Here is a 13,628-nt window from a genome sequence, read left to right on the forward strand (position 1 = left end):
AGGTATGAGACAAATCACCTTAAACTTTCAACTTTTAACCTTATAACCGCAAACCCATAGGTTTGCCTTTAGAAACCAACACCGAGGCTTAGCATCCAGACATTCACGCGCGCGTCACCGCCGGTGTCGATGGAGACACCCTGGACTTCGTACGTGCGGCTGGTAAAGTCGGTGAGGCCAAAACTGTAGCGAATATGGGGGTAAAATGTGAGGCCTGAAAAGGGTAAACTAATAGCAACCCCAAGGCCCGCGCTGGCGCCCATCGTGAATGACTGCAAATCTTCTTCGAGCGCAAGCGGTGCATCGGTAGCATTAAGGAGCCGAAATTCGGGACCGGCAAATACGTAGGGTTTAAAGCCCCCTACTCCAATTGAAAAATTGATATCAACCGGTATGGTTACGTAAGTGACATCGAATGCATCTTCAGACAGAAACGAAGCACCTTTGAAGAGTGCGCCGGCATTTAGATAGTAGGCAGCCGGACGAATACTGAGCGGCCCGAGGCCGATATCCAGAAAAGCGCCGGCGTGGAACGCCGTGGCATTGTCAAAACTAACCAGGCTGCCATTGGCCTGAATCTCATTAAGAGATGCGAAATTGGCCCCGCCAATCACACCAAATTGAATTTGTGAATGGGCGGTCTGCGTAAACAGAAACAGGGCAAAAACACTGGAAAACACGTGTAATGATACCCGGGGCATCCGTGGGTAAGTCATAATTAAAAAGATGATTGCATGAGATGGGCTGCAATAAAAATGTTCTATATGCCAATTTCATACCGGGAATGCGTTGCCGGAGAATTGCCAAAACGCTATTCATCAATCCGGGGCCTTGCAGTTTATGAAGATCCTGTAACGCTCTCGACAAATTTGTGCATTGCCCTTTGCTTTCTGTAAGAAACCACTTACCTTCACACTGTCTTCACAAGAGCCCCTTCCGAGCAAACAAACTATGGTCTCGCCCTGCGAACCAATCCGCAGCTAAGGAAGCGTTGAGACTTGTAAAGACCCAGGCCTGGCTTTTTGCCGGGCTTTTTTGTTTACCTCATTTTCTGGGCCGGGGCGCAAATTTGCTGGATTCATCTACGTCCACCGCCTATCTTGCGGGAATCGCTTTAAATTAAGTACGCTCGTATGCAAGATTCCCGCCTGCGATGGACCCTGGGCACCCTGATTAGCCTGCTCGTCCTGACCACCGTATTGTTTTTTTACCCCGACGCGCACGTATCCAAAGTAGCGCCTCACCCTGATTACCCCTCCATCCTGCAAAGCACAGCGCAATACGATAGCACTGGTGCATGGCTCGCTGTCATATTTGGATTGATGCTCATTGCGGTGATGACGCTCACTATGCTCGTTGGCCTCAACCGGCCCAATCACAAAAGCAAATTTGCAAAGGTGTTGCTGCGGGTTGTAGTGGTCTACGCGCTTGTCTGGGTGTGCATTAAACTGGCCAATGACAGCTACATGGCCGGCAACAGCAACATCATTATTGGCGGCTTTCCGTTGCCTACGGCCCTGCTCATGTATGGCATGGGCATTTTCCCGCTGGTCATGCTGCCCTTCTACTACAGATTTTTTGACCGGGATATTTACAGCGACGCAGACCAGGAGGAATTTGAGGCAATCCTCAAGAAGTACAATGCGGGAGGGGAAAAATAGCCATGTCGAGAGATGTAATTATTCTGGCGTCCATTGGCGTCTACCTTTTTGTTTGCATTGTGATAGGGATCTGGGCGTTGCGACGCACAAATTCGTCCAGTGAGTTTTTTATGGCCGGCCGAAGCCTCGGCGTATTCCTTACTGCTTTTGCCGTCTTCTCAAGCACAATGAGCGGATTTGGATTTGTTGGTGGCCCCGGACTCGTTTACAGTATGGGTACCAGTTCATTCTGGATCATCTGCAGCGGCAGCCTCGGCTACCTGTTAGCCTTTACTGTGCTTTCCAAAAAACTGCGCCTGATCGGCGAGCTTCGCGACTGCGTTTCCCTGCCCGACGTCGTGGCGGCCCGCTACAATAGCAACTCCGTTCGTGCATGGATTGCCGTTGCCATTATCCTGGGTGTAATGGGGTATTTAGCCACGCAAATCCTTGCGATGTCGATTGTCCTAAAAGACATCCTGAACCAATCGGGCTTTTTTGGTGAAATGAGCCTTGAGCAATGCATGGCTATTTCCTGCGCTGTGCTTGTTTTCTATTCGGTTACCGGCGGCATTGTAGCCTCCGTGTATACAGACTTGATCCAGGGTGCCATTATGATTGTGGCAGCGATGCTCGTTTTCCTCACCGTGTTGTTTACTTTTGATGGCGGCTTTACAGAAATGAGTGGCATCATTAAAGCCGACGACGCCGCAGCCATCGGGCCCTGGGGGACCATGGGCATGATTGGCTGTATTTCCTGGATGTTTGTGTTCAGTGTCGGGGCGCTAGGCCAGCCCCATGTCATGACAAAAATCATGATGAACAAAAAGGTGTCGGATGCCAAGCATATCCTGCCCATGTCTATTTTTGGTTACCTGACCACGGCCCTGCTGTGGATTGGGATTGGCCTCGTCATGCGTGCGCTGGTGCTGAGTGGCGGACATCCGGTTTTGAGCAGCCCTGATGAAGCAGCGTCCCAATTCCTGCAAAACTACGCCCACCCGTTGCTGGCAGGGATAGTATTTGCCGGTTTGTTTGCAGCCATTATGTCGACAGCCGATGGCTTCCTCAACATTGGCACCGCTGCCATAGTACACGACCTACCCAAAGCCATCAAAGGCAAATTGCTAAAGAATGAGCTCGGTTGGGCCAGAATTGTTACGGTCATCCTCGCCGTTGTTGCTTCAGTTTTTGCGTTGTACACAGGTGACCTGGTTGCGCTGCTCGGCGCCTTCGGCTGGGGTACTTTTGCTGCTGCCATTGTGCCTGTTGTTGCCTTTGGGCTCAACTGGAAACGTGCAACGGCTCTCGCCGCAAATGTTGCTGTAATCTCAAGCCTGGTGATTAACTTTACCGTAAAGGTGGGTAAAATCAGCATGCCGTACAACATCGATGTGGGTGCATTCGCCCTCATTGTTTCTCTGACCTTGTTCATCAGCATTTCGATGCTGAGTACACCGAAGGAGATAGATCCGGATGTTGAGGCCGTGATGGATCTGTAGGGTGGTTTAAGGTTGTATGTTTAAGGGTAAAGGTTTGTTATGGGAAGTGCATTGAACTCGCGGATTACTACGGGGGATGAATACATTGAAAGCCTTCGGGGGCGAGGGCTGGAGGTTTATCTTTTTGGGGAGCAGGTTGAGGAGCCCGTTGACCATCCGATGATTCGGCCTTCGATCAATGCCCTGGCGCGGACGTACGACCTTGCGGTTGAGCACCCGGATATGGCATCAACGATCTCCCCGTTTACAGGGGAGCGGATCAGCCGCTTTTTGCATGTCAGCACCAGCACAGATGACCTGGTGCTTCAAAACAAAATGCAGCGCCGGCTCGGACAGTTGACCGGTACCTGCTTCCAACGCTGTGTGGGCATGGATGCCGTAAACAGCCTGCATTCGGTTACCTTCGAAATTGACGAAGCCCATCAGACGCCTTACCACCAACGCTTCCTCAATTTCCTCGAAGAAATGCACAGGCACAACTACGTCATTGGCGGCGCCATGACCGATGTAAAAGGTGACCGGAGCCTGGCACCACATGCGCAGGCTGACCCGGATGTGTTTGTCCACATAAGCCGGCGAACCGATGAAGGCGTGTACATCCGTGGCGCAAAAGCCCACCAGACAGGGTGCATCAACTCGCACTGGATGATTGTAATGCCCACGATGCGCCTTGGGGAGCAAGATACTGATTTTGCCATTGTTGGCGCGTTGCCCGTAGATACGCCGGGCATCACTTATATCTATGGCCGGCAATCGTGCGACACCCGCAGTATGGAAGGCGGCTCCATCGATGTTGGGAATGCACAATACGGCGGCCAGGAGGCCATGGTGATTTTTGACGACGTGTTCATCCCCAACCAATACATTTTTATGGATGGTGAATACACCTTTGCCTCCATGCTTGTTGAGCGGTTCACTACGTACCACCGCAGGAGCTATGTGTGCAAAAGTGGTGTCGGCGATGTGCTGATTGGTGCTGCTGCCACGGTGGCGGAATACAATGGCATTACACGGGCATCACATATCAAAGACAAGCTGGTTGAAATGACTCATTTGAACGAAACGGTCTATGCCAGTGGTATTGCCTCCTCGTATCAAGGCCACGAGACAAAGTCTGGCGCGTATATCTGCGATGATATGCTGTCCAATGTATGTAAACACCATGTGACCAAAATGCCGTATGAAATAGGTCGGCTCGCGCAGGATTTAGCAGGTGGATTGGTGGCGACCATGCCATCGGAAAAAGAACTGGATCACCCTAAAATTGGCGCACTGGTTAAAAAGTACCTGAAAGGCAAAGCGGACGTCCCAACAGAAGACCGGATGCGCATCCTGCGCCTCATCGAAAACATGACCCTCGGTAGGAACGCAGTGGGGTATCTGACTGAATCACTACACGGCGCCGGCTCCCCCCAGGCCCAGCGGATCCAAATTGGCCGGCAAATGCAACTGGAATACAAAAAAAGACTTGCGCAAGTACTGGCCGGCATCGAAGGACGGGACACCCTTATCGAGGAAATGACGGGCTATTTTGCACGCGTATTTGCCCTGCCCGGCGCAGCTGATGATTCGTAGTTGTCATGTTGCTACACCAATCACCTGATAAATTCTCCGGGAGCTTCAGGCCGATAAGGCCGGACAAAATCGAGCGCCAGTAACGCTGCCGGCGTATAGCCGCTATATCGCTTTACTTCTTTGATAAAGTGGTTCTGGTCGTAATAGCCATACTTTACGACATAATCAAACCAGTCGTGGCTTGTCCCTGTTGCGATCTCTTCCATCACATGTCTGAACCTGTTTAGCATCAGGAATTGTTTGGGTGACATGGCTGTTTCCTTTTTGAAATACCGCTCAAGCGAAGAGCAGGAAAAACCCGCGTGTTGTCGTAGTTCAGCCACTGACATAGCCGGACTCATTTCATCCCCTAAATCTGCCAACAGTCCATTCTTGCGCGCATCAAGCTGGTGCTTAAACCACGAATCAAGGATCTCTACCAGATGTCCCCCCTGGGTGGCAAACAGGGATTCACTTAGTATCTCGAGTGGAGCGCCAAACAATGCGGATGCAGAAACGATGGGTTGATGTATTAGTTGTTTTGCCGTGGCGCCGCAAAAAGGAAGCACTGCGGCCAACCCAAGCGGTTTAAATTTTACCAGGACCACCCGCTCTATTTTCTGGGGATCTACGATGATGCGTTCATCTACAAACGGAAACAATACGCTTCCCCGAATGATATGGCTTCGGCCTTTATATGACACCTGCAGTGATCCTTGCAGGCCAATTAGTAACTCTGGGCAAAGTGAAGGGAAGTCTACAAGCGCCGCTTTTGCCTGCGTGAAAGGGTCTACATTGTCAACCACCCAGTAGTAGTTGATGTAGGGCTTAAGAACAGATTCTTGTGGATATAGCCGGCGCATCGTTACAGATTGATCAATAACAGCTTTTACAAGCATTGACGCGCCGAAGTTACAGGTCCCCCTATACCTTGTTTGGATTTGCTATCAAAGCGACAAATTTAAAGGAAGTTTGTTTTTGATCGATACGATACAGTAAAAGTGAAGTGTATTGTTAATCATGCCCATCTCTACAAAAAATCTAACGCCTGTTCATCTCAGTTTTGCTGTCCTTTACCCTATTCATGAGGCCATAGCGGAGATTCAGGTCAAAAAAGACATAGAGCTTTGCCTGCAATGTGTAGACGAGTTTCACGAAGCGCTTAGAAAATCTTTTGCAGGTCAGGTCGGCGTGCTTGTCAACCGGGTTCACCCTTACTCATACGACAGCAACGCGCAATTCAAAATAACAACCTCACCTCAAATTAAAGCCATTGGCATAGTGCACCATAACACAACCAGTTGGGTGGCCAGCCACACCATGCAGGAATTGCCACCAAACCGGGTGCGCAACATGCGAAATTTCTGGCAAAGAGATGATGCCATCGAATGGTTGCTCGGCGAAATGCAGCAGAAAGGATAAGGTCGAGTACCGTAGAGTCATACCCAACATGATTGGGTATCCACAGGGAGAGCAGGAAGCATCAGTGCACATTAGATAGCGCTTGCCATACCTGTAGATCTCTGGTCAAGCGCAGCATCATGGTGCGCCGACACACCAGAACCGCGTTCGCACTAAACGCTACTCAGCGACCAGAGCGCCCGTGCCTCTGATCTGATAGACTGTCATTGGGCCTTCCACGGAAGCAGGATCAAACGCCTCTCCTTTCTCTTCAGCCAGGTGCTCCATATACCCGATGGCCTCTTCATGGTCCATTTCTATCGCATAGACCTCCCCTTCTGCAACCGTCTGTTTGCCTTTGGATTCAGGTTTGAACACAATATCGCCATCTTTCACTTTTACGAGCAGTGCCTGATCGCCGTCTTCTGTTTCAACTTCCATCCAGCAACCCATCATCGGACACACGTCTTTCACACGGCCCTCGATCCGCACTGTTTTTCCGACATAAGCCGTTGGATTTGCAAGGATCTCAGCAATCGGTGTTGCTTCTTCAAGAGAAACGGCCTCGCCAAGAGGCTCCATTTCAGGGGGCTGCTCACAGCCTGCAGAGAGCAGAACAAAAGCGAGCAGGACAAAAGTGAGCAGGACAGACAATATTGATGTTTTCATATCGATAGCTTGTTGCAGTGCGAACACCAACTGGTACTGCCGTCCAATATCCTGGTTCGCATGTGATCGCGTACAATATAAGCTATTCCTGTCCAGAGTTCCCGAACCGCATGCCCTTCAAGACCTAATGACTTCATAAGGGGCCGGGAAATGCGGCATATCGCTCGGAAAGCCTTCCCCCACCGATTTGATCTCTTCATTGTGCAAGGCAGCCACAAACGCCTCCATTGACGTCCATTCGGCAATGTTTACATAGTGGAATTTAGCGTTCGGATCCATTGAACGGTGCAGTTTGGTACGCACATAACCTGGCTGCTTGCTGAAATAAGCAGCGTACCTGTCCCAAATAGCCAGGGCATCTGCTTCCCGGCCGGCAGGGACTTCTATCGGATTGATGATCGTTACGTTTTCAGACATGGAAGGTAGCCGCTATTTTCTTTGTTGTTGATGTGAAAGGAATTTGACACCTCCGTTGAGGGTCCTTTTTGGCAGAGTTGGCGCTATTGGGCCTTCTCTAATTCGCATTATTGATTAGATTGGATGTATTATACCATAGTCACTTTAATTTTGCAAGTGACTATTTCCAAATGGCATTGGTATTTAAAAGCACCATGAAAAAACCGGTTATCCAACGATCTCCATGTCCTATTTCGAGCACCTTAGATATACTCGGAGACAAGTGGACCTTGCTCATTGTGCGGGATATGCTGCGCAGCGACAAACATAGGTACGGAGATTTCCTTACATCGAAAGAAGGCATTCGGACCAATATTCTGGCCGACCGGTTACGCCGGCTCTGCGACCACAACATCGTAGAAAAGAAAGCCTACCAGGAAAACCCGCTACGTTATGAATACCACCTCACCCCCAAAGGAAAAGACCTCGCGCCGCTGGTAAATGCAGCCCTCACCTGGGGCCTCAAACACTTGCCCAATGTAAGTCTGCCCCCAACAAGCTGAATCTGTGTCCATTCTTTTGCTAAGAATCAACAACTAAAACATCGCCGAAACATGACAAGCCGCCTATTCATCCTCTTTCTTTTTGCCTTGCTGGGCTGCCAGCAGCCGGCCCCGCCTCCGTCACCTGTACAAGACACTGTTTGGGCCGTCGACCTCGTATCCACCTTACCCGGACAACAGGAAAACTATATAGCATCCATCAAATCCAATTGGGCCAATGCCAGGCGCATTGCAAAAGCGCGCAGTAGTGTGCGCTCTTACCGGGCATTTGCTGCTGCAAAAGATTCAACCCGTGGCTGGGATGTGATGCTGATGACGGAATATGCGGATTCTACCGCATGGAGCAACAGAGAGCCCATCTTTGAGGCGATCTTTGCGTCTGAAGAGTTTGTCTTCGTCGAGCCGGGAAGTCCGCCGGCAGAAATGCGGACATTCTTTGTGAGCGATGTAGCCATGAAGCACTTCGTAAACGAATAACGTTCTCCAGTTGCAGGAACACATCAATTGCGTTCGTCAACTAAATCCCGGATCTTAATAGTGCACTGACATCCTCCACCATTCAAATACGCAGAAATATGGAAGTCCAGGATCCTGAGTTGAAAAAGAAAAACACCCTGACGTGGGTGCTTATCGTAGGTGTGGGCATCGCAATGATTGCCTTGATGTGGGGCCTGAGCTAAAACCCGGACTTGTGTCCGGGCTTAGTAGCTCTGCCGCGTGCTAGCTGATCAGGTGTGCTAGCGGTACAAGCCTTACGCCGTTTTTATCCCCTACCGCCATTTTACCATTGCGGTTGCGAATTTCAGCGCCGCCCACCTCTCCGTTTTTGTTCAGGGCGTAAAATTTCACGTTGAATGCCGGCTTTCCGTTTTCATCTTGCAAACGACGCAGCTTGGTGTGCTCGGCGATGCGTTCACATGCTGCAAGGCAGGCCTGTTGTGGGCTATCGCCCATCCGCATACGCTCTACAATTAGGAAGCTTGCGCAATTTTCGAGGTTGGCCTCACCGCGTCCTGTAGAGCCGGCTGCGCCTACTTCATTGTCACAATACAACCCAGCACCAATAATTGGGGAGTCCCCTACCCGACCCGGAATTTTGTACGAAAGTCCGCTTGTGGTTGTGACGCTGCTGATATTGCCTGCCAGGTCAATGCCAGAGCAATGGATGGTCCCCCAATGCTGCATTGCTTCCTGAAAAGTCGCCCCAATTTCATCATCATCCATGCTATGCGGCGGCAAGTAGTCATCGCGTGTCGACAGATTTTCCCGCCATTTCACCCATTCCCGGCGGGCAGCTTCCGTTAACAAATTTTCGATGGGAAAACCATGCATGGTGGCAAATTTTTGTGCGCCCTCTGCAACAAGCAATACATGGTCGGTGCGCTGCAACACCATCCGGGCAACTTTTGAAGGGTACATGATCCCTTCAAGGGCAGCTACTGCGCCGGCCCGGCCAGAAGGCCCGTGCATACAGGCAGAATCAAGCTGGACGATACCATCTGCATTGGGCAAGCCACCATAGCCTACAGTCATGTCAGCAGGGTCTTCTTCAACCAGATTTACCCCACCGATCACAGCATCCAGCGCATCAGCACCATTTTGAATGCGGCGCATGGCCTCAGCCACCGCCCCTCGCCCATTTGCGCTGGAGATCACCACGGGGCCTTCCAGTTTCAAAGGCAATTGTGCTGCTGAATCAGCCGGTAACCCGGCATCCAGAGGAGCAGTTGCGGGAAGCACAGACGCAGCCACACTGGCGATCGTGCCTTTTTTTAAGAATTCTCTGCGAGTAGAAGCGGTTCTATCGGTCATGATGCTGTTATGATTGGACAAACTACACTAATGCGTCATAAGTTTAGGCTCTAAGTTTAGGGAAAACACGCAACTAATTCGACATGGCATTAGGCAGGCTACACGTACTGACCGATTTTCTTTTTCAGCAGACCCATTCTCACGAAGCGCTGGCTCAACTGGCCATCGAAGGCGGTGCAGATACCATCCAGTTTCGACAAAAAGCCGGCACCTTCCGCCACAAGCTTTACTCAGCACGCCGCACCGCTGCCGTTTGTGATGCAACGGGTACGCAATTAATTATTGATGACCACATTGATATCATGCAAGCCGTGGGTGCTGCAGGGGTGCATTTGGGCCGTACAGATTTCCCGGTTGATGAGGCTCGTCTTATCCTCGGTAAAGACAAATTGATAGGCGCCACTGCCAATTCGCTCAAAGAAGTGGAAGCCGGCGCTGCTGCTGGCGCTGACTATATCGGGTATGGACCCGTCTTTTATAGCGATTCAAAAGCCAACCTTGCTTCGGTTCAGGGACTGGACGGCCTCAAAAAGGCATGCAGCATGGTTGAGATCCCCGTCATTGCCATTGCCGGTATTACAGCAGACCGGGTTACAGAAGTGCTTGACGCCGGCGCTTATGGGGTTGCTATCATGTCGGCCATTAGCACAGCCGACAGTCCCCGTGAAGCCACGCGTCAATTCAGAGACGCAATTGACGCTTTTGTGGGTTAATACGCTCAGCAGTATCTGCGCCAGGATGCATTGCGTGCTCAATAGCCAGGCGTAGCGCAACAGCCTCAGGTGTTGCCGCTACTGCGTCTACCTGCCAGCCGGCTGCGCGAATGGCTTTAGCAGTTGTAGCGCCAATGGCTGCTTTTTTAACAGCCTCCCATCCGCCAGGCCACGTTTGCCGTACAATGTTGACCCCGGAGGGACTAAAAAAACCAACCCAGTCTGGCGTGTTCAGTTTGTCCAGTGCTATGCCAGTTTGCGGCAACGTTTGATAGACTTCCAACTCAGAAAACGGAAGCCCAGCCTCGGTTAACAAAGCGGGCAATTCAGGACGGCGCAAGTTACCCGACAGAAAGAGCCACCGCTTCTTTGGTTGCATGGCTATAACATGGCGTGCAACGCCTCTGGCATCTGCTTCGGAAGAAACCATGGGTGTAACACCAATTTCAGTAAGCGCAGCGGCTGTCCGTTTTCCGGTACAAACAATGTCGACCTGCTTGCAAAAAGCCATCGATGCAGCATCTTGGTGGCATACGTGGGCAAGCGCAGTCGCAGCGCGAGGGCTTGTGATTATAAGGCCCCCGACGCCCGTCTCCCACGACAATTTGCTTTCTAACGCCTGCTGGTTGACGAACATGAAGTCCAGCACGGGCATATGAACCACAGACCACCCGCCGTCTTCAAATTCGGACAAAAACTGGTCGTTGGCAGTTGTAGATCTGAAGAGTATGAGGGCAGGTTTGGGCACGGCTTCAGGGTGCTAGCTTATTTGCTGGTCGAGGTACCAGGAACGTACACCTTACAGCTTTACAAGCTGCAATATTTCGCCGGCGCCTTCCGCGAGTAACTGGGTAGCCAACAAGGTGCCGGCTTCTTCCGGGTGCGCAGGATTCACTTCTATCGCGCCTTTCACAACTTCGCGTCCATCCATTGAAGCAACAAGCCCCTCCAAATTGAGGACACCATCTTCATTCCAATGCGCAAAGCCACCTACGGGTACATGGCAACTGCCTTCGAGACACTTAAGAAATGCACGTTCTGCACGCACTGCAGCTGCGGTCTGTGCATCATGCAGGTGCGTTGCCAGGAGTTGGGCAATATCAGCATGCGCTTCTGCACAGACGATACCAAGCGCGCCCTGTCCTACTGCCGGCAACATCAATTGCCTGTCAAAAATGGTATGAATCCGATCCGCAAATCCAATCCGAATTAACCCGGCTGCGGCGAGTACGATGCCATGCCAGTTGCTCGCATCCAGTTTGGCGAGGCGTGTATCTACGTTCCCACGAACAGGAATAACCTGCAGGTCGGGACGCCAGGCCTTTAGCTGGGCTGTACGGCGAAGTGACGAGGTTGCAATAATTGCCCCTTCAGGCAACCCCTCAAGCGTACCGTTATACGCAGGGTGCGCCACAAAAGCATCATGCGGATTTTCGCGCGGCGAGATCGCCGCCAGCGTTAATCCTTGTGGTAATTCTGATGGCAGGTCTTTCAACGAGTGGACCGCCAGGTCGATACGCCCTTCAATCAGTGCAACATCCAACTCCTTGGTAAACAAAGACTTACCCTCAATGAGTGCAAGCGGTTTGTCAAGAATTTTGTCGCCACGGGTAACAATACGTTCCTGGGTAACCGAGAAGCCGGCACCTTCGAGCAATCCCTGTACATGATCTGCTTGCCAGAGGGCCAGGGCGCTGCCGCGCGTCCCCAAGGTAAAGCTAGGTTTTTGTTGGGATAGCAAGGACATTGGTGCACCTTCATTTTCATGGAAAGGGCAGGCAGACAACGTACAAGGGTTTGGGTGTTCGTCCTGCTGTATGAATTCCAGCATTTGTTTCGATAAATCTAAAGCCTGTGCATTCGGCTGCTCGCAAGATGTGCGTGCGAAAAGGGTTTGGAGGAGTCTTATTCCGTTCACATAATCAATCTGGTCAGGTCCTACATTTTTCAGCCGGACAACTGGTACGGCCAGGACTTTCTGCATGATAGACGTTGTAATTCGATCCAGTTGTTTAAGATCTGCTTCCACAAATCGATGTGCATGCCGTTCAAGTTCTTGTCGCCGTATACTGTCAAACGTATCGAGAATCGTATGAATAGCCGGCTGCATCGCTTGATGATGAAAACACCATGACACAAAATCGGCCAGCATTTCCTGGCATACTGCGCGGGCTTCGGGTAGTTCTGCCTCCCGCGAGTGCATTACGCTGTCGATTTTTTCCTGGAGCACGTCCAGATCATATACCCGATAGCCGGCAATGCTCCCAATTTCTGGGTCAACATTCCTGGGTACGGAGATATCTATCAAAAGTGTTTCACCAACACCATCCTTCGGCAACACCTCTTCCGTACGAATGATGTATTCCCCGGCACTAGATGCCACAATTACAACGTCTGATGCTTTGATCGCGGTGTACAGGTCTTCCCAAGGCTGTGTCTTGAGGTCCGTATACGTACAGGTCAAATCACGCGTATTGACTTCTGTGCGGTTGATTACAGTAACGCTAATACCATCAACTTTTGTGATAGCATCAACAACAAGCCGGCCCATCTGTCCAGCACCGACGACGAGACAACGTCCTTTTGATTCCGTATCAAGTTCAGCTAACGCTTGGGCTGCGAGGCACGCGGCAGTACCAGCAATAGAAGCAGATCCCCCCCCAAGTTGAGTTTCATTGATAACACGTTTCGAGGTGCTAAACGCCGTATGCATCAACCTATGCAAAATCGCGCCCACACTCGATTCGTCTACTGCAACCCGGTAGGCGTCCTTCACCTGACCCAAAATCTGAGCATCTCCGATTACGAGTGAATCTAAGCCAGCAGTTACTTCAAGCAAATGCAGAATGGCTGCTTCATCTCGATGCAAAAATGCATCATCTGGCCATGCTGTTTTTGCATGCAACGCAAGAGCGTTCTGTATTGCTTCAACGTCTTCAAAACGTCCGTACAAAACACATTCTGTGCGATTGCACGTAGACACAATCACATACTCCGCCTCATCAGTCACTTCTATTGTGCGGTACAATGATCGCAACACCGGTTCCGCTACTGCAAATTTGTCTCGTAATTCGAGACTAACCTGGTGATGATTCAAACCAAAAGAAAAAAACTGCATCACAATCGGGCGCTCCAAAAATTCTATTTACGCAGCATGGTAAACTAACCTCACAATTTTAGATATCTAACGTGAGGTTTATGCGTAATCAGGAAACCACGCAGCGGTTCAATTATTATCTATCAGGAGACTATCGTTATACGCATTTACCTTGCCACACGCTTCCTCTGGTTCTATATAACGACAGCTTTTCTAGTCTGTTATCGACTGCTTCTATAACTTCTGAGGACATCCGTTTCAGAAAGACTAAATTTAAAGCG

General features: G+C 50.7%; 15 protein-coding genes and 1 pseudogene. 8 read left to right on the forward strand and 8 right to left on the reverse strand.

Translation table 11 applies throughout. The features are described 5' to 3' along the window. Positions 1-68 precede the first annotated feature (68 nt). Positions 69-716: an outer membrane beta-barrel protein gene (locus AAF564_20890; protein ID MEM8488021.1), complete on the reverse strand. Its 648-nt coding sequence runs from the start codon at positions 714-716 to the stop codon at positions 69-71. Between the two features lie 417 nt (positions 717-1,133). Here AAF564_20890 and AAF564_20895 point away from each other — a divergent pair, with 417 nt between their 5' ends. From AAF564_20895 to AAF564_20905, 3 genes are read left to right on the forward strand one after another with little or no spacing between them, the layout of a single operon-like run. Further along, a complete protein-coding gene (locus tag AAF564_20895; GenBank protein MEM8488022.1) occupies positions 1,134-1,661 on the forward strand; it encodes a hypothetical protein in 528 nt (175 codons plus the stop codon). Positions 1,662-1,663: 2 nt separating this feature from the next. After that, positions 1,664-3,142: a hypothetical protein gene (locus AAF564_20900; protein ID MEM8488023.1), complete on the forward strand. Its 1,479-nt coding sequence runs from the start codon at positions 1,664-1,666 to the stop codon at positions 3,140-3,142. A 39-nt stretch (positions 3,143-3,181) separates the two neighbouring features. Continuing rightward, positions 3,182-4,717, forward strand: coding sequence for a 4-hydroxyphenylacetate 3-hydroxylase N-terminal domain-containing protein (locus AAF564_20905; protein MEM8488024.1), 1,536 nt, complete (start codon positions 3,182-3,184; stop codon positions 4,715-4,717). A gap of 20 nt (positions 4,718-4,737) precedes the next feature. On the opposite strand, the gene AAF564_20910 is transcribed toward AAF564_20905, so the two are convergent. Continuing rightward, positions 4,738-5,595, reverse strand: a complete 858-nt coding sequence (locus AAF564_20910; protein ID MEM8488025.1) for a helix-turn-helix domain-containing protein — start codon at positions 5,593-5,595, stop codon at positions 4,738-4,740. A 121-nt stretch (positions 5,596-5,716) separates the two neighbouring features. Here AAF564_20910 and AAF564_20915 point away from each other — a divergent pair, with 121 nt between their 5' ends. After that, a complete protein-coding gene (locus tag AAF564_20915; GenBank protein MEM8488026.1) occupies positions 5,717-6,118 on the forward strand; it encodes a hypothetical protein in 402 nt (133 codons plus the stop codon). Positions 6,119-6,277: 159 nt separating this feature from the next. Here AAF564_20915 and AAF564_20920 read toward each other — a convergent pair whose 3' ends face one another. After that, positions 6,278-6,766, reverse strand: coding sequence for a DUF4920 domain-containing protein (locus AAF564_20920; GenBank protein ID MEM8488027.1), 489 nt, complete (start codon positions 6,764-6,766; stop codon positions 6,278-6,280). 117 nt (positions 6,767-6,883) lie between these two features. Further along, positions 6,884-7,183, reverse strand: coding sequence for an antibiotic biosynthesis monooxygenase family protein (locus AAF564_20925; GenBank protein MEM8488028.1), 300 nt, complete (start codon positions 7,181-7,183; stop codon positions 6,884-6,886). A gap of 194 nt (positions 7,184-7,377) precedes the next feature. Here AAF564_20925 and AAF564_20930 point away from each other — a divergent pair, with 194 nt between their 5' ends. Continuing rightward, positions 7,378-7,725, forward strand: a complete 348-nt coding sequence (locus AAF564_20930) for a helix-turn-helix domain-containing protein (GenBank protein ID MEM8488029.1) — start codon at positions 7,378-7,380, stop codon at positions 7,723-7,725. 51 nt (positions 7,726-7,776) lie between these two features. Beyond that, positions 7,777-8,202 carry a hypothetical protein gene (locus tag AAF564_20935; GenBank protein ID MEM8488030.1) on the forward strand — a complete coding sequence of 142 codons (426 nt, stop codon included), beginning with the start codon at positions 7,777-7,779 and terminating at the stop codon, positions 8,200-8,202. Between the two features lie 243 nt (positions 8,203-8,445). Here the strand turns inward: AAF564_20935 and AAF564_20940 are convergent, their stop codons facing one another. After that, the gene (locus AAF564_20940; GenBank protein ID MEM8488031.1) at positions 8,446-9,537 is read right to left on the reverse strand and encodes a N(4)-(beta-N-acetylglucosaminyl)-L-asparaginase; all 1,092 of its coding nucleotides are present in this window, start codon (positions 9,535-9,537) and stop codon (positions 8,446-8,448) included. Positions 9,538-9,620: 83 nt separating this feature from the next. On the opposite strand from AAF564_20940, the gene thiE reads away from it, so the two are divergent. Next, positions 9,621-10,250, forward strand: coding sequence for a thiamine phosphate synthase (gene thiE, locus AAF564_20945; protein ID MEM8488032.1), 630 nt, complete (start codon positions 9,621-9,623; stop codon positions 10,248-10,250). Here the strand turns inward: thiE and AAF564_20950 are convergent. The 3 genes and pseudogenes from AAF564_20950 to hemA form a co-directional block, all read right to left on the reverse strand. Continuing rightward, positions 10,219-10,998, reverse strand: coding sequence for a uroporphyrinogen-III synthase (locus AAF564_20950; protein MEM8488033.1), 780 nt, complete (start codon positions 10,996-10,998; stop codon positions 10,219-10,221). The genes thiE and AAF564_20950 overlap by 32 nt on opposite strands. A 51-nt stretch (positions 10,999-11,049) precedes the next feature. Next, positions 11,050-11,997, reverse strand: coding sequence for a hydroxymethylbilane synthase (gene hemC / locus AAF564_20955; GenBank protein ID MEM8488034.1), 948 nt, complete (start codon positions 11,995-11,997; stop codon positions 11,050-11,052). A gap of 150 nt (positions 11,998-12,147) precedes the next feature. Beyond that, positions 12,148-13,368, reverse strand: a pseudogene (gene hemA / locus AAF564_20960) (glutamyl-tRNA reductase). Positions 13,369-13,448: 80 nt separating this feature from the next. Between hemA and AAF564_20965 the strand changes: the two are divergent. Next, the coding region (locus AAF564_20965; GenBank protein MEM8488035.1) for a hypothetical protein at positions 13,449-13,628 on the forward strand (180 nt) is incomplete at its 3' end.

This window comes from Bacteroidota bacterium, assembly GCA_039111535.1.
Lineage (GTDB): Bacteria > Bacteroidota > Rhodothermia > Rhodothermales > JAHQVL01 > JBCCIM01.